18 protein-coding genes are annotated in these 20763 nt (G+C 64.2%); 8 read left to right on the top strand and 10 right to left on the bottom strand.

Annotation, left to right across the window (positions count from 1 at the left end; translation table 11 throughout):
• Positions 1–86: 86 nt before the first annotated feature.
• Together AB3X86_RS02180 and uvrA are read right to left on the bottom strand one after the other, a co-directional pair.
• Complete coding sequence (locus tag AB3X86_RS02180; RefSeq protein ID WP_176125054.1) at positions 87–1172, bottom strand: AI-2E family transporter; 1086 nt, start codon at positions 1170–1172, stop codon at positions 87–89.
• A gap of 35 nt (positions 1173–1207) precedes the next feature.
• The gene (gene uvrA, locus AB3X86_RS02175) at positions 1208–4081 is read right to left on the bottom strand and encodes an excinuclease ABC subunit UvrA (RefSeq protein ID WP_368594763.1); all 2874 of its coding nucleotides are present in this window, start codon (positions 4079–4081) and stop codon (positions 1208–1210) included.
• Positions 4082–4390: 309 nt separating this feature from the next.
• Between uvrA and AB3X86_RS02170 the strand changes: the two genes are divergently transcribed.
• Positions 4391–5578, top strand: coding sequence for an MFS transporter (locus AB3X86_RS02170; protein ID WP_368594762.1), 1188 nt, complete (start codon positions 4391–4393; stop codon positions 5576–5578).
• A 146-nt stretch (positions 5579–5724) separates the two neighbouring features.
• Positions 5725–6261, top strand: coding sequence for a single-stranded DNA-binding protein (locus AB3X86_RS02165; protein ID WP_368594761.1), 537 nt, complete (start codon positions 5725–5727; stop codon positions 6259–6261).
• Positions 6262–6406: 145 nt separating this feature from the next.
• Here the strand turns inward: AB3X86_RS02165 and AB3X86_RS02160 are convergent, their stop codons facing one another.
• Positions 6407–7207, bottom strand: a complete 801-nt coding sequence (locus AB3X86_RS02160; RefSeq protein WP_368594760.1) for a hypothetical protein — start codon at positions 7205–7207, stop codon at positions 6407–6409.
• A gap of 227 nt (positions 7208–7434) precedes the next feature.
• Here AB3X86_RS02160 and AB3X86_RS02155 point away from each other — a divergent pair, with 227 nt between their 5' ends.
• A complete protein-coding gene (locus AB3X86_RS02155; protein ID WP_368594759.1) occupies positions 7435–9081 on the top strand; it encodes a methyl-accepting chemotaxis protein in 1647 nt (548 codons plus the stop codon).
• A gap of 37 nt (positions 9082–9118) precedes the next feature.
• On the opposite strand, the gene AB3X86_RS02150 is transcribed toward AB3X86_RS02155, so the two are convergent.
• The 7 genes from AB3X86_RS02150 to AB3X86_RS02120 all read right to left on the bottom strand — a co-directional run bounded on the left by AB3X86_RS02150 (position 9119) and on the right by AB3X86_RS02120 (position 15840).
• Positions 9119–9925, bottom strand: coding sequence for a cytochrome c (locus AB3X86_RS02150; protein ID WP_368594758.1), 807 nt, complete (start codon positions 9923–9925; stop codon positions 9119–9121).
• Positions 9922–11547 (bottom strand): b(o/a)3-type cytochrome-c oxidase subunit 1, encoded by a 1626-nt coding sequence (locus AB3X86_RS02145; protein ID WP_368594757.1) that lies wholly within the window; start codon positions 11545–11547, stop codon positions 9922–9924. Before AB3X86_RS02145 ends, AB3X86_RS02150 begins: the two co-directional genes overlap by 4 nt.
• Positions 11534–12106, bottom strand: coding sequence for a cytochrome C oxidase subunit II (locus AB3X86_RS02140; RefSeq protein ID WP_176109599.1), 573 nt, complete (start codon positions 12104–12106; stop codon positions 11534–11536). The genes AB3X86_RS02145 and AB3X86_RS02140 overlap by 14 nt, the downstream gene beginning before the upstream one ends.
• A 2-nt stretch (positions 12107–12108) precedes the next feature.
• Positions 12109–12285 (bottom strand): hypothetical protein, encoded by a 177-nt coding sequence (locus AB3X86_RS02135; RefSeq protein ID WP_368584449.1) that lies wholly within the window; start codon positions 12283–12285, stop codon positions 12109–12111.
• Between the two features lie 51 nt (positions 12286–12336).
• Entirely contained in the window at positions 12337–13677 is a 1341-nt protein-coding gene (locus AB3X86_RS02130) for a cytochrome c (RefSeq protein WP_368594756.1), read from the bottom strand.
• On the bottom strand, positions 13674–14399 hold the full coding sequence (locus tag AB3X86_RS02125) for a cytochrome c (RefSeq protein WP_368594755.1): 726 nt from the start codon (positions 14397–14399) through the stop codon (positions 13674–13676). The genes AB3X86_RS02130 and AB3X86_RS02125 overlap by 4 nt, the downstream gene beginning before the upstream one ends.
• 553 nt (positions 14400–14952) lie before the next feature.
• Positions 14953–15840: a LysR family transcriptional regulator gene (locus AB3X86_RS02120; RefSeq protein ID WP_368594754.1), complete on the bottom strand. Its 888-nt coding sequence runs from the start codon at positions 15838–15840 to the stop codon at positions 14953–14955.
• A gap of 94 nt (positions 15841–15934) precedes the next feature.
• On the opposite strand from AB3X86_RS02120, the gene AB3X86_RS02115 reads away from it, so the two are divergent.
• The 5 genes from AB3X86_RS02115 (at position 15935) to aqpZ (ending at position 20761) form a co-directional block, all read left to right on the top strand.
• Positions 15935–17266 carry an MFS transporter gene (locus AB3X86_RS02115; protein ID WP_368594753.1) on the top strand — a complete coding sequence of 444 codons (1332 nt, stop codon included), beginning with the start codon at positions 15935–15937 and terminating at the stop codon, positions 17264–17266.
• Positions 17267–17531: 265 nt separating this feature from the next.
• The gene (locus AB3X86_RS02110) at positions 17532–18203 is read left to right on the top strand and encodes a response regulator (RefSeq protein WP_368594752.1); all 672 of its coding nucleotides are present in this window, start codon (positions 17532–17534) and stop codon (positions 18201–18203) included.
• A 136-nt stretch (positions 18204–18339) separates the two neighbouring features.
• Positions 18340–19017, top strand: a complete 678-nt coding sequence (locus AB3X86_RS02105; RefSeq protein ID WP_368594751.1) for a response regulator — start codon at positions 18340–18342, stop codon at positions 19015–19017.
• 108 nt (positions 19018–19125) lie between these two features.
• Positions 19126–19770 carry a response regulator gene (locus AB3X86_RS02100; protein WP_368594750.1) on the top strand — a complete coding sequence of 215 codons (645 nt, stop codon included), beginning with the start codon at positions 19126–19128 and terminating at the stop codon, positions 19768–19770.
• A gap of 247 nt (positions 19771–20017) precedes the next feature.
• Entirely contained in the window at positions 20018–20761 is a 744-nt protein-coding gene (aqpZ, locus tag AB3X86_RS02095) for an aquaporin Z (RefSeq protein ID WP_368594749.1), read from the top strand.
• The last annotated feature ends 2 nt before the right edge of the window (positions 20762–20763 follow it).

Below are 20763 nucleotides of genomic sequence, written 5' to 3'. Positions count from 1 at the left end.
TCGCTTCCGTCGCCTGCGTGGACTGCCGGGCGTGCATGCCGACAAGCGTTAGTGAGCGCTGACTTTGAAGTCCAACTCAGCCCCGCTCACACCAACCGCAAATAAATCAGCTCACGCTTGATGTACGCATAAAAAATCGGCGCCGCAATGACCCCGGCGATACCGAACGCTGCTTCCATCACCAGCATCGCGATCAGCAGTTCCCACGCGCGCGCCTCGATTTGACCGCCGACGATCCGCGCGTTCAGGAAGTACTCGAGCTTGTGAATCAGGATCAGGAACACGAGCGACATGATCGCCGCCGGAAAACTGACCGACAGCGCGACCGCGACGATGATCGTGTTCGAGATCAGATTGCCGATCACCGGCAGCAGACCCACGATGAACGTGACGAGCACGAGCGTCTTCGACAGCGGCAGCCGGTCGTGGAAGGTCGGCAGGATCACGAGCAGGAAAATCGCCGTGAATACCGCGTTGAGCGCGGAAATCTTCACCTGCGCGAACACGATGCGGCGAAACGCTTCGGCAAAACGCGTGACGCGCGTGACGAACGCCGTGGACAGCGGCAGCCGCTGCATATGCTTCTGCGCGCCGACCGCGATGATCGCGCCGATGATCATGCCGATCAGCACGTGAGTGAACGCGCGCGCGGCGGTCGTGCCGCCTTGCTGCAGCATGTTCGCGTGCGTGTGCATCAGTTCCGCGGCCTTCGTCTTCATCTGTTCGGTGTCGACCGGCAGATAGTTCGCGACGAACTGCGGAATCCTGCCGCGCGCCTGGTCGATCAGTTGCATGGCCTGATCGAGCAGCGTCTGCACGCTGGGCACGTCGTTCTCGAAATGCGAGATGATGCCGAGCGTGAGCCCCGTCAGCGCGCCGACGATCACCGTCGACAGGAGCACCACCGCGAGCCAGCGTGCCCGCCTGCTCGACATGTGGCGCTCGATGCGCGGCGCAATCATTTGCACGAGTTGAAACACCAGCAGCCCGGCGAGCAGCGCGCCGAGCAGCTTCAGTTCGATGACCGCCCACATGCCGAACAGCATCACGACGTAGCTGCCGATCTCGACCGCCGACAGCTTCGGCAGACTCATGTCGCTGGTCAGCCTGACCGGGCGCGGGCGCAGGTCCTGCACCCGATCTTCTTCGCGCGCCTGATTACGCTTGGTCATGGCTTATCCCGTCTCCAAACCTCGATAGTGCAGCGTTATTTTGTGCTGGCGGCGCGCTTGAGCAGCGGCGCCAGATATTGTCCGGTAAAACTGGCCTTCGACTTCGCGATCTGCTCAGGCGTGCCCTGGGCGATGATCTGCCCGCCGCCGGCGCCGCCTTCGGGGCCAAGATCGATGACCCAGTCCGCGGTTTTGATTACATCGAGATTATGTTCGATGATCACGACGGTATTACCCTGGTCACGTAACCGGTGTATGACTTCCAGCAACAGCGCGATATCGTGAAAGTGCAGGCCGGTGGTCGGTTCGTCAAGAATGTATAGCGTGCGACCGGTATCGCGCTTGCTCAGTTCCAGCGATAGTTTCACACGCTGCGCCTCGCCGCCCGATAGCGTGGTCGCCGACTGACCCAGGCGGATATAGCCTAGACCCACGTCCAGCAAGGTTTTCAGCTTGCGCGCGACGACCGGCACGGCCTTGAAGAACTCATACGCGTGCTCGACCGTCATGTCGAGCACTTCGCTGATGTTGCTGCCTTTGTACTGGATATCGAGGGTTTCGCGGTTGTAGCGCTTGCCGTGGCACACGTCGCACGGCACGTACACGTCGGGCAGGAAGTGCATTTCGACCTTCAGCACGCCGTCGCCCTGGCACGATTCGCAGCGCCCGCCCTTCACGTTGAACGAGAAGCGGCCCGGATCGTAGCCGCGCTCCTTGGCGGCCGGCACACCCGCGAACAACTCGCGGATCGGCGTGAAAAGGCCTGTATAGGTCGCCGGGTTCGAGCGCGGCGTGCGGCCGATCGGCGACTGATCGACGTTGATCACCTTGTCGAAATGTTCGAGGCCCTCGATCGACTCGTACGGCGCCGGCTCCGTGGCCGAGCCGTACAGATGATGCGCGACCGCCTGGTACAGCGTGTCGTTGATCAGCGTCGACTTGCCCGAGCCGGACACGCCGGTCACGCAGGTCAGCAAACCTACCGGCAGATCGAGCGTCACGTTGTGCAGATTGTTGCCGTGCGCCTCGACGATGCGCAGATGCCGCTCGTCGGGTTCCTTGCGCTCGTCCGGGTATTCGATCGTGCGCGCGCCCGACATGTACTGGCCCGTCAGTGACGCCGCGTTCTTCTGTATCTCTTTGGGCGTGCCCTCTGCGATCACCATGCCGCCGTGTTCGCCGGCGCCCGGGCCCATGTCGACCACGTAGTCGGCCATGCGGATCATGTCCTCGTCGTGCTCGACGACGATTACCGAGTTGCCGAGATCGCGCAGATGCTTGAGCGTCGAGATCAGGCGGTCGTTGTCGCGCTGATGCAAGCCGATCGACGGTTCATCGAGCACGTACATCACGCCGGTCAGCCCCGAGCCGATTTGCGAGGCGAGGCGAATACGCTGCGCTTCGCCGCCCGACAGCGTTTCCGCGCTGCGTTCGAGCGACAGATAATCGAGCCCGACGTTGTTCAGGAACATCAGACGCGCGACGATTTCCTTCACGACCTTGTCGGCGATCTCGCGCTTCGAGCCTTCGAGGCGCAGCGTCTGGAAGTAGCCGAGCGCATCGCGCAACGGCCAGCCGCTGATCTCGAAGATGCCGCGCGCGTCGCTGTCGGCGCCGATGCGCACGAAGCGCGCCTCGCGACGCAACCGCGTGCCCGCGCACGCCGGGCACGGCTGGTTGTTCTGATACTTAGCGAGTTCTTCGCGTACCGCGGACGAATCGGTTTCGCGGTAGCGCCGCTCCAGATTCGGGATGATCCCTTCGAACACGTGCTCGCGCACCGAGGTGCGGCCGCGCTCGTTGATGTACGAGAACGGAATCTCCTGCTTGCCCGAACCGTACAGAAGGATCTTGCGGACTTTCTCCGGCAGGTCCTCGAACGCGGTGTCGATGTCGAAGTCGTAGAACGCCGCGAGGCTCTGCAGCATCTGGAAATAGAACTGGTTGCGCCGGTCCCAGCCCTTCACCGCGCCTGCCGCGAGCGACAGCGACGGATGCGCGACCACCCGTTTCGGGTCGAAGAACGTGATCTGGCCGAGGCCGTCGCATTCGGGGCACGCACCCATCGGGTTGTTGAACGAGAACAGGCGCGGCTCGAGTTCCTGCAGCGAATACGAGCAGATCGGGCAGGCGAACTTCGAGCTGAACAGGTGCTCCTTGTCCGTATCCATTTCGAGCGAGATCGCGCGGCCGTCGGCGAGACGCAGCGCCGTTTCGAACGATTCGGCGAGACGCTGCTTCATGTCGGGACGCACGCGCAGACGGTCGATCACGACGTCGATTGTGTGCTTGTCGTTTTTCTTCAGCTTCGGCAGCGAGTCGACTTCGTAGATTTTCGCGGTGCCTTCGTTGGCGGTGCCGCCTCCCGAGCGCACGCGAAAGCGCACGAAGCCTTGCGCCTGCATGTCCTCGAACAGATCCGTGTGCTCGCCCTTGCGATCGCTGACGACTGGCGCGAGGATCATCACGCGCGTTTCTTCAGGCAGCGCGAGCGCCGCGTCGACCATCTGCGACACGCTTTGCGCTTCGAGCGGAATCTCGTGATCGGGGCAGTAGGGCGTGCCGACGCGCGCGAACAGCAGACGCAGATAATCGTGGATTTCGGTGACGGTGCCGACCGTCGAACGCGGATTGTGCGAGGTCGCCTTCTGTTCGATCGAGATAGCCGGCGACAACCCTTCGATCAGGTCGACGTCGGGCTTTTCCATCAGTTGCAGGAACTGCCGTGCATAGGCGGACAGACTTTCGACGTAGCGCCGCTGTCCTTCCGCATACAGCGTATCGAACGCCAGCGACGATTTGCCGGAGCCCGAAAGCCCCGTGATAACGACGAGCTTGTGACGCGGTAGGTCGAGATTGACGTTCTTCAGGTTGTGGGTGCGAGCCCCACGAATACGGATTTGTTCCACGGATTTATTCCATGAACTGCGGAAAGGGAAAGAGGCCAAACCTGCTACTATAACGACTTTTCCAGACCGCCGTTACGGCGTGCTGACAGCGGGAAAGAGGCGTAGCTGGGGCCGTTTTCCGTGAGTACAAGATGCCGCGAGCGTCGGCGGGGACGGTAGGGCACGGGCTTTGCGCATTGCGATGTCTCTTCGGCGCGGACCTGCCGATATGCTAGGGCTAGCCGCCCGCCTGTTCGTCCTGCTCCACTGTGCCGGCGCTCAAGGCTGTCCCCACGGGCTCGCCGCCCGGTTCATTCAAACAACGCTTCGATGTCCAATCCGTCCGCCATCTCCACACGCATGAGCGCGCCCGAATTGCGCGCGACCGTGTCGCTTGCCGCCATCTTCGCGCTGCGCATGCTGGGTCTCTTCATGATCATGCCGGTGTTCTCGATCTACGCGAAGACTATCCCGGGTGGCGAGAACGTGCTGCTCGTCGGCATCGCGCTCGGCGCGTACGGCGTCACGCAGTCGATGCTCTACATCTTCTACGGCTGGATCTCCGACAAGGTCGGCCGCAAGCCGGTGATCGCGACGGGTCTGCTGATCTTCGCGATCGGCAGCTTCGTCGCGGCGGCCGCGCACGACATGACGTGGATCATCATCGGCCGGGTGATTCAGGGAATGGGGGCGGTGTCGTCGGCGGTGATCGCGTTCATCGCCGATCTGACCGCGGAGGAGCATCGCACGAAGGCGATGGCGATGGTCGGCGGCAGCATCGGCGTGTCGTTCGCGGTCGCGATCGTGGGCGCGCCGATCGTGTTCCACTGGCTCGGCATGAGCGGGCTCTTCACGCTGGTCGGCGTGTTCGCGATCCTCGCGATCGGTGTGGTGGTGTGGGTCGTGCCCGATGCGCCGAAGCCGGTGCACGTGCGCGCGCCGTTCGCCGAAGTGCTGCACAACGTCGAGCTGCTGCGCTTGAATTTCGGCGTGCTCGTGCTGCACGCGACGCAAACCGCGCTGTTCCTCGTCGTGCCGCGCATTCTCGAAGCGGGCGGGCTGCCGGTCGCGTCGCACTGGAAGGTGTATCTGCCGGTAATGGGGCTGTCGTTCGTGATGATGGTGCCGGCGATCATCGCCGCCGAGAAGCGCGGCAAGATGAAGATCGTGCTGTTGTCGGCGATCGCCCTTATCCTGATCGGCCAGTTGTTATTGGGCGTTGCTCCGCATACGATTCTGAGTGTGGCGGCGATCCTGTTCGTGTACTTTCTCGGCTTCAATATTCTCGAAGCGTCGCAGCCTTCGCTGGTGTCGAAGCTCGCGCCCGGTACCCGCAAGGGAGCCGCGGCCGGCGTATACAACACCACGCAGTCGATCGGTCTTGCGCTGGGCGGGATGGTCGGCGGCTGGCTGCTGAAGATGAACGGCCAGAGCGCGGTTTTCTTCGCCTGCTCCGGGCTGGTATTTTGCTGGCTTATAATCGCCGCAAAGATGAAACAGCCGCCGCGCAAGGCATAACGCAGCGTACTCGGGGCACTTCCCGAATCATCCAGAACTCACCCGGTGGCGGGCAGAGGCGCTCTTCTGGTCTCGGGCCCGCCGGCCATGAGACGTGAACCGCGTAGTGCCGCGCCGCCTGCAACAGGAATCAACAGGAGAAATTCATGGCATCCGTGAACAAGGTCATTCTGGTCGGCAACCTCGGCGCCGATCCGGAAGTCCGCTATCTTCCGAGCGGCGACGCAGTGGCGAACATCCGCCTTGCGACGACGGACCGCTACAAGGACAAAGCGTCGGGCGAGATGAAGGAAGCCACCGAGTGGCACCGCGTCGCGTTCTTCGGCCGCCTCGCGGAAATCGTGGCGGAATATCTGAAGAAGGGCTCGTCGGTGTACCTTGAAGGGCGCATCCGCACCCGCAAGTGGCAAGCCCAGGACGGCACCGATCGTTACTCGACCGAGATCGTCGCGGAACAAATGCAAATGCTCGGCGGCCGAGGCGGTGCTTCGATGGGCGGCGGCGACGAAGGCGGTTATAGCCGTGGCGAGTCGTCGGAGCGTAGCGGCGGCGGTGGTGGTCGCGGCATGTCGTCGGGCGGCGGCTCGCGTGGCGGCAGTGGCAGTGGCGGTGGCGGCGCGAGCCGTCCGAGCGCGCCGGCTGGCGGCGGCTTCGACGAGATGGACGACGATATCCCGTTCTGACCGTTCCGGCTCAATGCCGACCCGACCAGCGTCCCGCTGATCGACACAACGAGAAAGGCCCGCTTTCTGTGAAGAAAGCGGGCCTTCTGTTTGCCGGCATTTTTTACGTTACACGCGCGCACGGAGTCTGCCTGCCCGCCGAAAGTCACCTGCTCAAATGCTCCAACGTGTCCCGCAACGGCAGACTCGAAATCACGATCGGCCCGGTGAACGGCGTATCCAGATCGACGATCACATAAACCGCCGAAGCAATCGACACCGCTCCCAGCGTGATCGTCACCAGCGCCAACGCATTGCGCGGCGCGATCAACCCGAAGCTCAGAAAGATCACGCCTAGCCAGAACGTCAGCGTCCAGAAGAACGGCTGCGAAATCGAGCTGTGCGCTTCCTCGATGATCTTCCAGCGCGCGTCGATGACGCGCCGGTACTGAATCAACGCGTCCTCGAGCGCGCGTTGCTGCAACGCATCCTGCGTGCGCAGTTGTCGCAATTGCCTCCCCACCGTGGTCAGCATGTCGCCCAGACGGACGTTTTCGAGTTGCTGCGAATTGTCGGGCGAACCGAGATCGCGCGGGTAGTCGCCGCTCGGCGCGGGCTCGCGCGGCCACGTCGACGCGATCGCCGCCGCTGTGTACTGGCGCAACAGGCGCCGCGACTTGTCGGCCACGCTGCCGAGCTCACGCAGCGTCGTGTCGAATTCGATCAGCTCGGCCGCATAGGTGCGCATATCGTTCGACGCCGTATCGAAGCTCGATTTCGCCGATGCCGTCATCAAACCCAGCACCAGCGCGGCGAACGTCACCAGCATGCCGATCACGAGCTGCACGAGCTGTACGGTCTCGTGCGCCTTGTGCTCCTCCGGCAGCAGCGGCCGCACCCCGACGCCGAGGCCGGTGGCGATCAGCAGCAGCGCGAATACGAGTACGGCCGAACCGATCTCCGACATGGGCGCGCTCCGGGCGGGCTTCGAGACTTCATTGATGTAACGCAAGCGGGGCGAGCGATCAACCATAAAGTTTTCCACCGGTACGCCGTTGTCCTCAATGTGCTGTTTGCTTAATTTTCAGACAAGTTGCGGACCGGGCCGAACGGCGTGGGCGCAGCCTGCGTGGCCATGCAGCTATCGTCAACGATACGGAACCATCGGCCGGGCAGCCCAAGGAGACCAGTCCGATGTTGAAAAAGCTGTCGATTCGCACCAGCCTCACTCTGATGATCGTGTTCTTCGGCATCGTGCTGCTGCTCGGCGCGGCTGCGGGATTGTTGTCGCTGCGCTCGTCGAACGCGTCGCTGCAGCAGATGTACACGGTCGACACGCCCGCCGTCGCGGACCTCGAAGGCAGCTCCGGCCAGCTGCTGCGCCTGCGTCTGGCGCTTGCGACCTACGCGTCGCTCGTCGCGCTCAACGACCAGGACGGCGCGAGCGCAGTGCTCAAGCGCTTCGATCAGTACCGCAAAGCCTCCGACGAGCGGCTTGCCCACTATTTGAGCCATGCGGGCACGGATGCGGATGAGCAGCATCTGATCGCCGACATGCAGCAAAAGCGCGACGCGTTTCTGCGCGATGGCGTCGATCCGACGCTCGCCGCGCTGAAGTCGGCCGACACCAACGCCTTCCAGCAATTGCAGGCGCATAAGCTGCCGTCGCTGTACAGCGCGTATGAGAAGGCCATGCTCGCGCTCGAGCAGTTGCAGCTCGATCATGGCGCACAGCGCTATAAGGATGCGCAGGAGCTGTTCTACGCGATCTGCACCGCGGTGGCGATCGGCATTGCGCTGTCGCTGGTCGGCGGCTTGCTCGCCCGCTTCGTGCTCGTGCGCGCGATCGTCGCGCCGGTCGATGCGACGATCGCGCAGTTCCAGCGCATCGCCAACGGCGACCTGAGCGGCCGGGTCGAAGTGCTCGGCGGCAACGAAATGGGTCGTCTCGCGGCCGCGCTGCGCAAGATGCAGGAGTCGCTGATCGCGACCGTCAACGCGGTTCGTCAAGGCACCGAATCGATCGATACCGGCGTCAGCGAGATCGCAGCGGGCAATGCCGATCTGTCGCAACGTACCGAGGAGCAGGCCGCGGCGCTCGAGGAAACGGCCGCCAGCATCGAAGAGCTGACCTCGACGGTCAAGCAGACGGCCGACAACGCGAAAGAGGCGAGCACGCTCGCGCAGGGCGCCTCGACGCTGGCCGCGCAGGGCGGCGAGTTGACCGAGCAGGTGGTCGGCACGATGCACGGCATCGTCGACGATTCGCGGCGGATTGCCGATATCGTCGGTGTGATCGAGGGGATCGCGTTCCAGACCAACATCCTCGCGCTGAACGCCGCGGTCGAGGCGGCGCGCGCCGGCGAGCAGGGACGCGGCTTCGCGGTCGTCGCGAGCGAAGTGCGCTCGCTCGCCCAGCGCAGCGCGGCGGCGGCCAAGGAGATCAAGGGCTTGATCGATGCGTCGACCGCGCGCGTGGAGCAGGGCTCGCAGCTCGTCGAACGCTCGGGCACGACGATGAACGACATCGTCGGCGCGATCGCGCGCGTCAGTTCGATCATGAACGAGATCGCGGCGGCAGCGCTCGAACAGAGCACCGGCATCGATCAGGTCAATCGCGCGGTCGGTCAGATGGACGAGGTCACCCAGCAGAACGCGGCGCTCGTCGAGCAGGCGGCCGCGGCGGCGAGCTCGCTGGAAGATCAGGCACGGCGCCTGTCGGCGGCGGTGGCGGTGTTCCGGACCGGTAGCGAGTCGCGCGGCGGTGTTGCGGCGCCGGGCACGAAGCGCGCGGGCGGTGTCGGCGCGCGGAGCCTGGATAGCGAGTTTGTGGCGGCGTGACGCGAGCCGTTGCGCTGCGTCACCGCGCACCTTCCCACTACTGCATGGCCGCGTAATACCTCGACACGGCGTCCATTTCCTCGGGCGTCATCTGCCGCGCGACATGGCGCATCTGCTCGTTGATGTCGTTGTGCCGAGCGCCCGAAGCGAACGCTTGCAACTGCGCGCTCAGATAGGCCGCCGACAGTCCGCCGAGCCACGGTGCCGCGCCTTTGCGGTCTAGCTGTCCATGACACGCCGCGCACGGCGCGATATTGCGTTGCGGATCGCCCTGCATCACGAGCCTGACAGCAATCGGATCGGGTCCTTCGCCGGCCCGGGTTTTCTCGGCGGCCGGAGCGAGCGGGAGCGACGCGTAGTAGGCGGCCAGATCGTGCAGATCCTGGTCGCTGCGTCCCGCGATGATCTCCTGCATCACCGCGCTTGGCCGCTGGCCGCTCTGAAAGTCGCGCAGTTCCTTGTAGATCGCGTCGGCGTACTGTCCTGCTAGCGGCGGCGCGGTGACCTGCACGGTAGCGAGCACGCCGTGGCACATCGAGCAGTGCTGATTCGCAAGCGTCGCGCCGCGGCCGATCGAATCCGCCAACGGGTGGTTCGCGCCCGAAGGCGGCAATACGACGACGTCGCTCGGCACCTGGCTCTTCTCGTTGCCGCTGTACCAGCTCGACGGCACGCCGGCGGCGCCGCAAATCCTCGCCCACAGGCTGAGGTCGCCGAATGCGCTGCTAGCCGACGGCAGCCATACGAAGCCGATCAGGATCGCGACGACCGCGATCGCAACCGTGCCGCCGACGCTCCACACGAACCACGGATTGCGCAGGGTGAACAGGCGTTCTTCATTCATCGCGGCGCTCCGACGACGACTGCCGGGACCGAAGTCTGCGGCAGTCTGAGCAACTGGACGATCGGGAAGCTGTAGTTGACGACCGTGAGCCCGATCATCAGCGCGACCCACAGGCCGAAGCCGTTGAGCGCGACCGGCACGCGCTCGACCGGGTGCGCCGCGACCGCGAAGCGGAACGCCGGCGGTTCTTCCACGGGGCCGAACTGCGATTTCGCGAGGATATAGACGAACTGCAGGCCCGACACCAGCAGGATCAGGCCGCCCACCGCCGACATGACGACCCACACGCCCTGTCCCTGCACGCCGGGCATCGCATAGTCGTAATAGGCCATGCGGCGCGGCGCGCCGAGCAGGCCGACCCAATGCCACGGTATCGTGACCACCATCATGCCGATGAACCACAGCCACAATTGCGTACGCATCAGTTTCACCGACACGATCGCGCGGCCGGTCAGTTGCGGCCACAGTTCGTAGGCGATCACGAAGTACATGATGACGATCGCGCCGCCGAAAATCAGATGGAAGTGGCCGGTCACCCACTGCGTGTTGTGCACGGTCGAGTTCAGCTGATAGCTCATGTTGATGAGGCCGCCCGCGCCGCCGAAGCCGAGCATCACGAACGAGAACGCGACCGCCAGCATGATCGGGTTGCTCCACGGCAACGCGGTCAGCCAGCCGAGCGCGCCCTTGCCGCCGCGCAGCCGGCCGGCGATTTCCACCGACGCGCAGATCGTGAACACGGTCAGCAGCGTTGGCACCGACACCATGCCGGTGAACACCGCGTGCACGAACTTGAAGCCAGCGCCGACCTGCGGGTCGACGAACAGGTGATGGATGCCGATCGGCATCGCGAACACGAGGAACAGGATGAACGACACCCGCGCCATCGAGTCGCTGTAGAGCCGTCCGCCGATCGAGCGTGGCACCAGCGTGTAGAACGCGATGTAAGCCGGAAACAGCCAGAAGTAGACGATCGCGTGCAGCGTCCACGAGAACAGCACGCGGGCGAGGCCGGCGTCGATCGTATGGGCGAAGCCTAGCGCGACCGGCAGGATCTGGAACAGGATCTCGAGCGCCGCGCCGACCGCGGTCCAGGCCCACAGGTACGCGCCCGCGACGTTCGCGAACATCGCGAGCGGCACGGGCTTGCCCGGGTTCGCACGCTTCCAGATGCGCAGGTTCACATGCATCAGCGCGACCCAGATCCACGAGCCGACCACTACGAGCACGACGCCGAGGTAGTAGAACGGACTGCCGACCATCGGCGGATAGAACGTGTAGAGCACCGAGGCGCGGCCGAGCGCGACCGGCACCATCGCCATCACCGCGCCGACCAGCAGCATGATGAGCGCGGCCCACGCCCATTTGAGGCCGATGAGGCGCTGCCCGAGCGAGAGTTCGACGATCGCGTAGCCGAAGGCCATCGCGACCAGCGTCGGCATCACGTAGGCCATCACGGTACCGTGCGCGGTGACCGAACGGTAGTACAGCTCAGGATCGCCGATCCACGGCAACAGCGGACTGCGCACCAGCATCTGCCATGCGCCGAGGCAGAGCGCGATCGCGAACGTGATGAAGGCGAGCCAGAAATGCGCGAGTACGAGTCGCTTAGCGTGGAACACAGCTCAGTCTCCGTGATTGTCGTGCCTGCTCGAAGAAGGCGGCTTTGTCGATCACCTTCACGTGCGCCCACATGGTCTGATGGCCGAAGCCGCAGAATTCGTGACACGGCATCGCATGATCGGCGGGATGGTCGAACTGCGTGTTCAGCGTCGCGACGTAGCCGGGCACGACCATCGTGTTGATGTTGGTGTCGGTGACGAGCAGGCCGTGCACGACGTCGGCGCTGGTGGTGCGGATCGTGATCGGCGTATCGGCGGGCACCAGCAGACATTGCGGCGTGAACGAGTACTGCTGCGCGACGAAGCGCACGATCACCGAGCCGTCCGGCTGCACCGCGCTGCCGAGGTTGTCTTCGGCGAATTCGCCGGATAGCTGCAGGCGCGACGGATCGATCGTCTCGACGCGCGACGGCGGCATCATCGACCAATGCACGCCCACGAACACGATCACGGCGAGCATCAGCACGATCAGCGCGACCGCGAAGATCGCCCAGCGCCGCTCGGCGCGCAATGCGACCGCATGGCCGCTACCGGGTTGATGAGAGGAGTCGGTCGACATGGTCAATGGATGATGCCGCGCGGCAGAAACGCGAAAAAGTAGAAGGCGAACCAGATCAGCATCACGATGACGGCGGCGACGCCGGCCAGCGCGATAGCGCCGCGCGGACCGGACGCGACGACGTGCTCGACTTCGTCGTCGGTCGGCGGAGCGGCGCTGGGCGGGTCGTTCGCTTTCATGTCGATGGTTCTCCTATGCGGCGCTTCGGTGTGACCTTTCGGGACGGCAACTCAATGCAGCGGTGCCTTGCGCAGCTCGTTGACCTCGCGGGCCGTCACCGGCAGCCCGTGATTGCCCCACGCGGTGCGGATGAACGTGACGACGGCGGCCGCTTCGGCGTCGTTCAGCTCCTGGCCGAACGGCGGCATGCCGAACGGCTGCGGATTGCGTTTGGTGCCCGGTGGGAACCCGCCGTTCAGCACGATGCGGATCGGATTGACGGCCGAGTCCATTTCGATCGACTGGTTGCCCGCGAGCGGCGGGTAGTGCGGCAGCTGTCCTTCGCCGTTGTCACCGTGGCAGATCGCGCACTTGTCCGCATAGATCTGCTTGCCGAGCGCGAACACCTTCGGGTTCGGCGTCGCGCTCGGACCGGTCTTGCGGCCGCCCTGGTCGGGCAGCGACTTCAGATAGACGGCCATCGCGCGGATGTCTTCCTCGCTCAGATGCTGCAGGCTGTGATAGGTGACCTCGGCCATCGGGCCGTAGACTGCGCCGCGATTGGAGATGCCCGCCTGCAGCAGATCGACGATGTCCTGGATGCTCCAGTCGCCAAGGCCGCCGTCCTTGTCAGAAGTGAGCGACGGCGCGTACCAGTTCTGCACCGGAATCAGCCCGCCCGCGAACTGCTCGCGCGGCGACGAACCGCCCAGCATGTTGATGCGCGTGTGGCACATCGTGCAGTGCCCGAGCCCCTCGACCAGATACGCGCCACGATTCCATTCGACCGATTTGGTCGGGTCGGGCTTGAACTCACCCTCGTGGAAATACAGCGTGCGCCAGCCGTACAGCAGATCGCGCTGATTGAACGGGAAGCGCAGCGTGTGCGGGTGATTCGGCTGACGCACCGGCTCGACGGTCTTCAGGAACGCGAAGATCGCGTTCGAGTCCTCGCGCGTGACCTTCGTGTACTGGGCGACCGGCATTGCCGGATAGATCGGCGCGCCGTCCGGCTTGCGGCCGGTGCGCATCATCTTGAAGAACGCTTCCTCGCTCCACGTGCCGATGCCGTACTGCGGGTCCGGCGTGATGTTCGGCGAATACAGTGTGCCGAACGGCGTTTCCATCGCGAGCCCGCCGGCGAACAGCCGGCCGCGCGGCGCGGTGTGGCACGCGATGCAGTCGCCCGCGCGCGCAAGGTATTCGCCGCGTCTGACGATCTCGGGGCGAGTGTCGGGACTGGTTCCAGCCGTGGCAGTTGCTTCCGCGCCTTGGGGCGCGGCGGTCGCGGCATGCGCCGGTGTCGTGAGCGGTCCATGGACCATTAACGCGAGCGCGAAGCTGCCGGTTGCAAGGGCGCTAGCCATGCTTGCCGGGCGCAGCCAACCGGACGGGCGGAGTGTCGGCTTCATTGCGGTTGGCTCCCGCAAGCGAGGGGCAGCCGCTCGGCGGATGCCGGTGCGGGCCGGGGATCGGCGGGACGCGGCTGGCGCGCGAGCCAGTTCGATACCGCGGCAATGTCGTTGTCGTTCAGCTTGAGCGCGATAGTGCGCATGCAGTCCGGCGCGAGCGCGTGGCGGGTGCCCGAGCGCCATGTGCCCATCTGTCCGGCGATATAGCTCGCGTGCAAGCCTAGCAGGCCCGGAATGCCCGGCTGCGTGCCGGTCATGCGGGCGCCGTGACAGGCGATGCACGCCGGGATGCCGCGCGCCGAGTCGCCATGCGTCACGAGTTTTTCACCGGCGGCAAGCAGCTTCGGCGACAGGGCGGCGCGCTCGGATTCGGGATAGGGCGGCTGCAGGGCCGCGAAGTACTCGCTGATCTGACGCAGGTAGTCGTCGGGCAGGAACGCGAGCAGATAGCCCATCGGCGGATAGGTGCGGCCGCCGTCGCGAAACGCGATCAGCTGGTTGAACAGGTACTCGGCCGGCTTGCCGGCGATGCGCGGGAAGTAGTCGTTTTTGCGTCCCTGGCCCTGCTCGCCGTGACACGACGTGCAAGCGCGTATGCGCTGGTCCATCGATGGCGGCATCGCGCCGGACGCGTCGGTGGCCGCTAACGCCGCGCCGCTCCATAGCGCTTGAAGCGCGCACAGCACGAACAGGACCGCAGAGCCGATAGTTTTGCGATACACACCGGGCCTCGTTTTGGAACGTTCTTATCGCTCGATTTATATACCCGGCGCGGGTGTGCGGATTGACTCATGAATCCGGAAACGGCGCATCTCGGGACTAGCTGCTTTTAATTGACTTGCTATTAACTGCTATTCGGAACGGGCTTGTTCGGGAACGCGAACTACAGAAGCGCAATGATGATGCAATTGTCCGGCAAAAACTTTGATCTGCGACAATGATCCGCGCTGGATGCGCCTGGGACGGCGGCTTTCGGGCTCCAATGAGCGACGCATGAGGCGCTGAAAAGCGTGTGATATCCAGTAGCAGCGTGCAACAATTTGTTGGATGCGTCAATAGAGAATACAAAGTTAAACAGGCGTTCCGATAATGCGGACCGGCTTGGATGGACGGCTTGGCGCGGTGGATTTTGTTGCGCCTCGGCTTATCGATGTCAATGCATCAGGTTAATGTGATTAGCTGATCTCGATCCATACATTTTTGCTGTGAATTTTATTTGTGCCGGGGTCGAGTCTCATTCGTGTGGTTTCACGTTTTGCGCAAACGGCCGTGGCTTCATGCGAAGAGTCGCACGAGCGCATCACGTGCATTGCCGACCAGTTCGCTTTCGCCCGGACGCCGCGGCAACAGATGAAACTCGATGGCGGGCAGCGGCGGCAAGCCGATGTTCGCGGCGCACGCGACCACGCCGCCGCCGAGCGACGACTCGTTCAGACAGGAAATCCCCAACCCCGCCTTCAAAGCGAGCTGCAGCCCCGCGACGCCCGACGCCGAATGCGACACCACGTACGCTACCTTGTGTTCGTCGAGCAGCTTGACGACGAAGCGCTGCAGCTGACAGGTCGTCGGCAGCAGCACTAGTTGATACGGTGTGGCGGGGCGGGTGGGGGCATCGGCGCAACTGGCCCATAGCAGCTTTTCGCGCCGCACGACGATGCTCGCGGCACCGGCACGGGCGCCGCGTGCGCGCGACCGGCCGATGACGAGCCGCGCCGACAAACCGATGTCGAACGACGCGTGATCGTCCGCGCCGCTGTCGATCACCGCGCTCGGCAGCACCGTCACGTGCAGCTTCAGCCGCGGATGCTGTTCCGAAAACGTCTTGAGGATGCGCGCGATGTCGTGCGGGCGGTAGTAATCGGTGATTGCGATGCGCAGCTCGCCGTCGAGCGAGCGGCCTTGCAGGTCGTCGAAGGCCGCTTCGCTCATCGCGATGATGCGGCGCGCATGCTCGAGCAGACGCCCGCCAGCGGGCGTCGGGTTCACACCCTGGCGGCCGCGCACGAGGAGCGGCTGGCCGGCGCGCTCCTCGAGCTTTTTCAGCTGCTCGCTTACCGACGACTGCGACAGGAACACGCGCTCGGCGCCCGCCGACACTCCGCCCGATTCGGCGACGGCGACGAAGGTCCGCAACTGTGCAAGGTCGAAACCACGCTGGCTCATGATTCGGTTTTTCCGATGGCGATAATCTGAATTTCCGGCTTTTCCGATGGAATGCCCAGCCGTAGCATACCCCCGAATACATGCGGAGGGTGTGATGGAAAACGGATCTATGACAGCGTCGCGCGGCACCGGCGAGCGCGGCGCGCGGCATCGCTGGAAGGTGCTGGGCGTGGGCTTTGCCGCGAATGCGAGCTTTTCGGCGGCATTTTCGGGAATTCCGACGACGGCAGTGTTCCTGCGCTCGGACTACCACCTCGCCAACCACGGGCTCGGCCTCGTGCTCGGCATGCTCGGGCTCGGCATTGCGGTCAGCGAGTTGCCGTGGGGACTGCTGACCGACCGTTGGGGCGATCGTCGCGTGCTGCTGCTCGGCTTGCTGTCGACCGCGGCCGCGCTCGCCGGTCTCGCGCTGTTCGTGTCGCCGGGCGACGCGCAGGTGCCCGGCATCGTTCCGCTCGCGCTCGGGCTGCTGCTGGTCGGATTGCTGGGCGGCAGCGTCAACGGATCGAGCGGCCGAGCCGTGATGGCGTGGTTTCGCGAAGGCGAGCGCGGTCTCGCGATGAGCATCCGGCAAACCGCCGTGCCGGCGGGCGGTGGACTCGGTGCGTTGGTGCTGCCGGTGCTCGCCTCGCACTTCGGTTTTGCGAGCGCTTATGCGCTGCTGGCGTTGGCATGCGCGATCACCGCGTGGTTCGCGTGGCGCTGGCTTCACGAGCCCGCGCAGGCGACTGCGACGGCCGGCGCAGCGGCGGCCAGCGGGCGCGGCGTAGACGCTTCGAACGTCGGCGCGCCGCTGGCGATGCGTTCGCCACTGCGCGACATCGCAATCTGGCGCGTCGCGCTCGGCGCGGGCGCGCTGTGCGTGCCGCAGATTGCCGTGATCACGTTCGGAACGGTGTTCCTGCACGACTTCGGGCGTGCCGGCGTGTTCGCGATCAGCGTGACGATGGCCGCGGTGCAGACCGGCGCCGCGGTCGTGCGGGTCTGGAGCGGCGCGTGGACCGACCGGCGCGGCAACCGTCGCGCGTATATGCGGGCCTGCAGTCTGTTGACCGCCGTGCTGTTCGTGCTGCTCGCGCTCGTGACCGGGCTCGTCGGCATGCATCGCGCCGGGACGGTCGCGCTGTTCGCGCTGATGATCGTGCTCGGCGGAGTTAGCGCGTCGGCGTGGCACGGCGTCGCGTTCACCGAACTCGCGTCGCTTGCCGGTACGCGCCGAGCGGGCACCGCGCTCGCGATGGGCAACACCTGCGTGTTCCTCACGCTGTTCGTGACGCCACTCGCGATTCCCGCGCTGCTGTCCATCGGAGCATGGCCGCTGGTGTGGAGCGTGGCGAGCGCGTGCGCGTTGCTCGCGTTGCCGGTGTTTCCGCGCGCCGCGCCGACGCGTGCGATGCGCGCGACGCGTGCCTGTGATGCGGCGTGAGACACATGTGAACAGCGCGGGCTTTGCGTTTCCGAATGGATTTTGATTCGATTCGAATAACGGTGCGCATTTTGCTCGGTGGAGCTAGAAATTATCCCGATCATTTAACCGGATTAGGAACGCTCCGATTGTCGTGAATTTGCGAGGGTGATGAGATGGCTTTTCCGGCACGTCGCTTGATTGACGCGGCGAAGGTCGACGCCTGCCGCCTGCACAGCCACCCCCACACGCATTCCGACCATTCCGATAACGAGCGAGACTAATCGTGACAAATCTTCAAATCATTCTGGCGGACGATCATCCGTTCGTCCTGCTTGGCCTGAAATGGGCGCTGGAGGCGCACGAAGGTCTGACTGTCGTCGGTCAGGCGCAGACGCCCACCGCGTTGATCGCGTTGCTGCAACACACACCGTGCGACGTGCTCGTCGTCGATCTTTCCATGCCGGAGCCCGCCGGCGAGATTGGCGACGGACTCTGCCTGATCCAGCGCATTCGTGGCGAGTGGCCGTCATTGCGCGTCGTCGTCGTGACCGGGCAGACGAATGCTGCGATGTTGCGCGTCGTCGCCGCCGATGCCGCAGTCAGCGTGGTCGGCAAAGCCGATTCGCTCGAGGAACTGCCGCGAGCCGTCCGCGACAGTGTGCGCGGCGGCGCGCGCTACCTGGGCCGCTCGGTGGTCGAAACGCTCGAGCGTTCGCAGCCGGACAACGGTCGGTTCGTGTCGGCCCTGCTGTTGTCGAAGCGGCAGACCGACATCGTGCGCAGGCTCGTGAGCGGCGAGTCCATCGTGCAGATCGCGGCGGCGCTCGGCTGCCATCGCCGCACGGTGAGTCGGCAAAAGCGTGAAGCGATGGCGCGATTGGGCGTGACCGACGACCCCGCGCTCTTTTCCTGTGTGCGCGCCTGCGGCTCGCTCCTCCTCGAACCAGAAAACTAAGCATCGGGCACGCCGTCGTTCGGTCCATTTCAGAGCGCTCTGATGTTTGTCGCAAAAGAAATGCTCGACCATTGCGTGAGCGCCGGTCACACATAACAGGGTGTCGAGAAATGAAAGTATCGAGGAGCGCCAGAAGATGAACCTCATGGCTGCATCAGGCACGCCTGTTCGAACGATCATCGCGGACGATCATCCGCTGGTTCTACTGGCTATAGAAAATCTGATTGGCAACTATCCCAACCTGAAGGTGGTTGGCCGTGCGGCGGATGTCGCCGAACTGTTGATCGAAGTCGATCGCTGTCCTTGCGATCTCGTGCTGATGGATCTTTACATGCCAGGAGGGAACAACGAAAACCGGTTCGACATCGTCAGGCAGTTGAAGGCGCGCTATCCCAACGTGGCGCTCGTCATCCTGACAATGGAAACGGAAGCGGCGACGCTGCGCAAGGTGATGTCGCTGGGCGTCGATGGGCTGCTGAGCAAGCGTGATCGTATCGATCTGATCCATGTGGCGCTGGCGCGCGAATGTTATGTCGGTCCAGCGGTGCGCGCCATGCTGGCCGACGTAACGCTGACGCAACGTCTCGACTTCGTGCGAGCCACCCTGTCCCGCCGCGAGTTCGAGGTATTTACGCAGTACGCGTCAGGGCTCTGCGTCACGGAAATCGCCCTGCGGTTGGGACGTAGTGTGAAGACGATCAGCGCGCAGAAGTGCATGGCCATGCGCAAGCTGTCGCTGAATAGCGACGCCGAACTGTTTCGCTTCGCAGTCGAGTACGGAGTAGTGCCAGACCGGCTTGGTCAGGTCCGCTAACCGGGCGGCAACCTGCCGCGCACGGGCGCGGCGAATAGATCGGCATAACCGGGGAGACACATTTCGTGCGGTTTGCCGATCGACACCATAAAAAAGTCACGGAACAGAATGACAAACAAGATTCACGTCGTCGTGGCGGACGATCACGACTCCATTCGCGCGGGCGTCCGATCGCTGCTGCGCGACAGGCCGAATATCGAGATTGTCGGCGAAGCTGCCGACACCCGTGGTCTCGCGAAGCTGCTCGAAGCCTGCGCGTGCGACGTCGTCGTGTCGGACATCGGCATGCCGGGACTCGACGGAGATACCAGCGCGGTGCCGCTATTGCGTCGGCTGCTTCGGCGCACGCCGCATCCCCACGTGGTCGTGCTGACCATGATTGGGCGCGCGCATGTATTGGCCGGCTTGCGCAATATCGGCGTGACTGGAATCGTCGACAAGCGCGACGCTGTGGACGCATTGATCGACGCGATCGAAGCCGTTGCCGCCGGAGGCACCCATCTATCGGAACAGGTTCGTGCCGCACTAGCGGCCGCGGAGCCTGCTTCGCCCCGGCGCGGCGGTGCGATGAGCGCACGCGAGTGGGAGGTGTTTCAACTTTATGTGCGAGGCCTCGCGGTGCACGAGATCGCCACACGTCTGCGACGCAGCGACAAAACCATCAGCACGCAAAAACGCAGCGCGATGCGCAAGCTTGGACTGGAAACAGAAGCTGACCTGATCAACTACGCCACTCAGATTGGGCTGATATGAGGCGGCGCGATGGTCACATTTTCTTGCTTGCGACGGCTTTGATGTAGTCCTTATCAGACTTATCTGATTGGCATGGCTTGCGGGAGCCCCTAATAATCCTGGCCGCCGCCGGTCATTGCGCGCCTTGCGCCGCAACTGCCGCTATGGCTAGTTCGTGATCCGATTGGCGATGGAAAGGAAATCCGGTGCAGACATCTTCGCGCGATCGTTCGGAGTCTGTGCCTCGTACTTGACGGATGGGGTAGAGATGGTTGCGCTAGGCAAGCGATTGTGGAGCGAGGGAGTGGGTACGGCATGGCTCGTGTTCGTCGGCTGCGGTAGTACGGTGTTGGACACCACGGGCATATCGCAGGCTGGTGGCGCGCTGCAGATGTCGTTGGCGTTCGGGCTTGCACTCGCTACTGGCAGCTATGCTTTCGGGAAGATCTCCGGCGCGCATTTCAATCCTGCCGTCACCATCGGTCTGACCGTCGCGCAGCGCTTTCCGGTGCGTGATCTGTTGCCCTATATCGCCGCGCAAATCGGCGGCGCGATAGTCGCCGCGGCGCTTCTCGCCTACATCGCTAGTGGCCGGCCAGGTTTCGAACTCGCCGCGAGTGAATTCGCGGCGAACGGCTTCGGCGCTCATTCGCCCGCTGACTATCCATTGCATTCGGCGCTCGTCGTGGAAGTCGTGCTGTCGTTCGTGTTTGTCGGGGCCTGCCTGCTGGTCGTCGTTCGAAAAGAGTTGGCAACGGTTGCGCCGTTCATCACCGGCGCATGTCTGATGCTCGTCTACCTGGTGTCCATTCCGGTTACCAATGGAGCGGTCAATCCCGCCCGTTCGACAGCGCAGGCAGTGTTCGTCGGCAACTGGGCGCTGGACCAGTTGTGGCTGTTCTGGGCCGCGCCGTTGGCCGGCGCAATCGCGGCTGGCGTGCTGTTTTCGTTTCTGGACGGTCGAGTTGATTCGTCCGCGGTGTCATTGGACGGACAGGGTGACGTTTCGTGAGC

Origin of the sequence: Paraburkholderia sp. BR14374, assembly GCF_040948685.1 — a bacterium.
GTDB lineage: Bacteria > Pseudomonadota > Gammaproteobacteria > Burkholderiales > Burkholderiaceae > Paraburkholderia > Paraburkholderia youngii.
Note: the sequence above shows the minus strand (reverse complement) of the source record. Positions and strands in the feature narration are given on the sequence as shown.

Coding starts and splice junctions, on each gene's coding strand:
- AB3X86_RS02180 (WP_176125054.1), bottom strand. CDS start 1,172: ATGACCAAGCGTAATCAGGCGCGCGAAGAAGATCGGGTGCAGGACCTG.
- AB3X86_RS02170 (WP_368594762.1), top strand. CDS start 4,391: ATGTCCAATCCGTCCGCCATCTCCACACGCATGAGCGCGCCCGAATTG.
- AB3X86_RS02165 (WP_368594761.1), top strand. CDS start 5,725: ATGGCATCCGTGAACAAGGTCATTCTGGTCGGCAACCTCGGCGCCGAT.
- AB3X86_RS02160 (WP_368594760.1), bottom strand. CDS start 7,207: ATGTCGGAGATCGGTTCGGCCGTACTCGTATTCGCGCTGCTGCTGATC.
- AB3X86_RS02155 (WP_368594759.1), top strand. CDS start 7,435: ATGTTGAAAAAGCTGTCGATTCGCACCAGCCTCACTCTGATGATCGTG.
- AB3X86_RS02150 (WP_368594758.1), bottom strand. CDS start 9,925: ATGAATGAAGAACGCCTGTTCACCCTGCGCAATCCGTGGTTCGTGTGG.
- AB3X86_RS02140 (WP_176109599.1), bottom strand. CDS start 12,106: ATGTCGACCGACTCCTCTCATCAACCCGGTAGCGGCCATGCGGTCGCA.
- AB3X86_RS02135 (WP_368584449.1), bottom strand. CDS start 12,285: ATGAAAGCGAACGACCCGCCCAGCGCCGCTCCGCCGACCGACGACGAA.
- AB3X86_RS02130 (WP_368594756.1), bottom strand. CDS start 13,677: ATGAAGCCGACACTCCGCCCGTCCGGTTGGCTGCGCCCGGCAAGCATG.
- AB3X86_RS02120 (WP_368594754.1), bottom strand. CDS start 15,840: ATGAGCCAGCGTGGTTTCGACCTTGCACAGTTGCGGACCTTCGTCGCC.
- AB3X86_RS02115 (WP_368594753.1), top strand. CDS start 15,935: ATGGAAAACGGATCTATGACAGCGTCGCGCGGCACCGGCGAGCGCGGC.
- AB3X86_RS02105 (WP_368594751.1), top strand. CDS start 18,340: ATGAACCTCATGGCTGCATCAGGCACGCCTGTTCGAACGATCATCGCG.
- AB3X86_RS02100 (WP_368594750.1), top strand. CDS start 19,126: ATGACAAACAAGATTCACGTCGTCGTGGCGGACGATCACGACTCCATT.
- aqpZ (WP_368594749.1), top strand. CDS start 20,018: ATGGTTGCGCTAGGCAAGCGATTGTGGAGCGAGGGAGTGGGTACGGCA.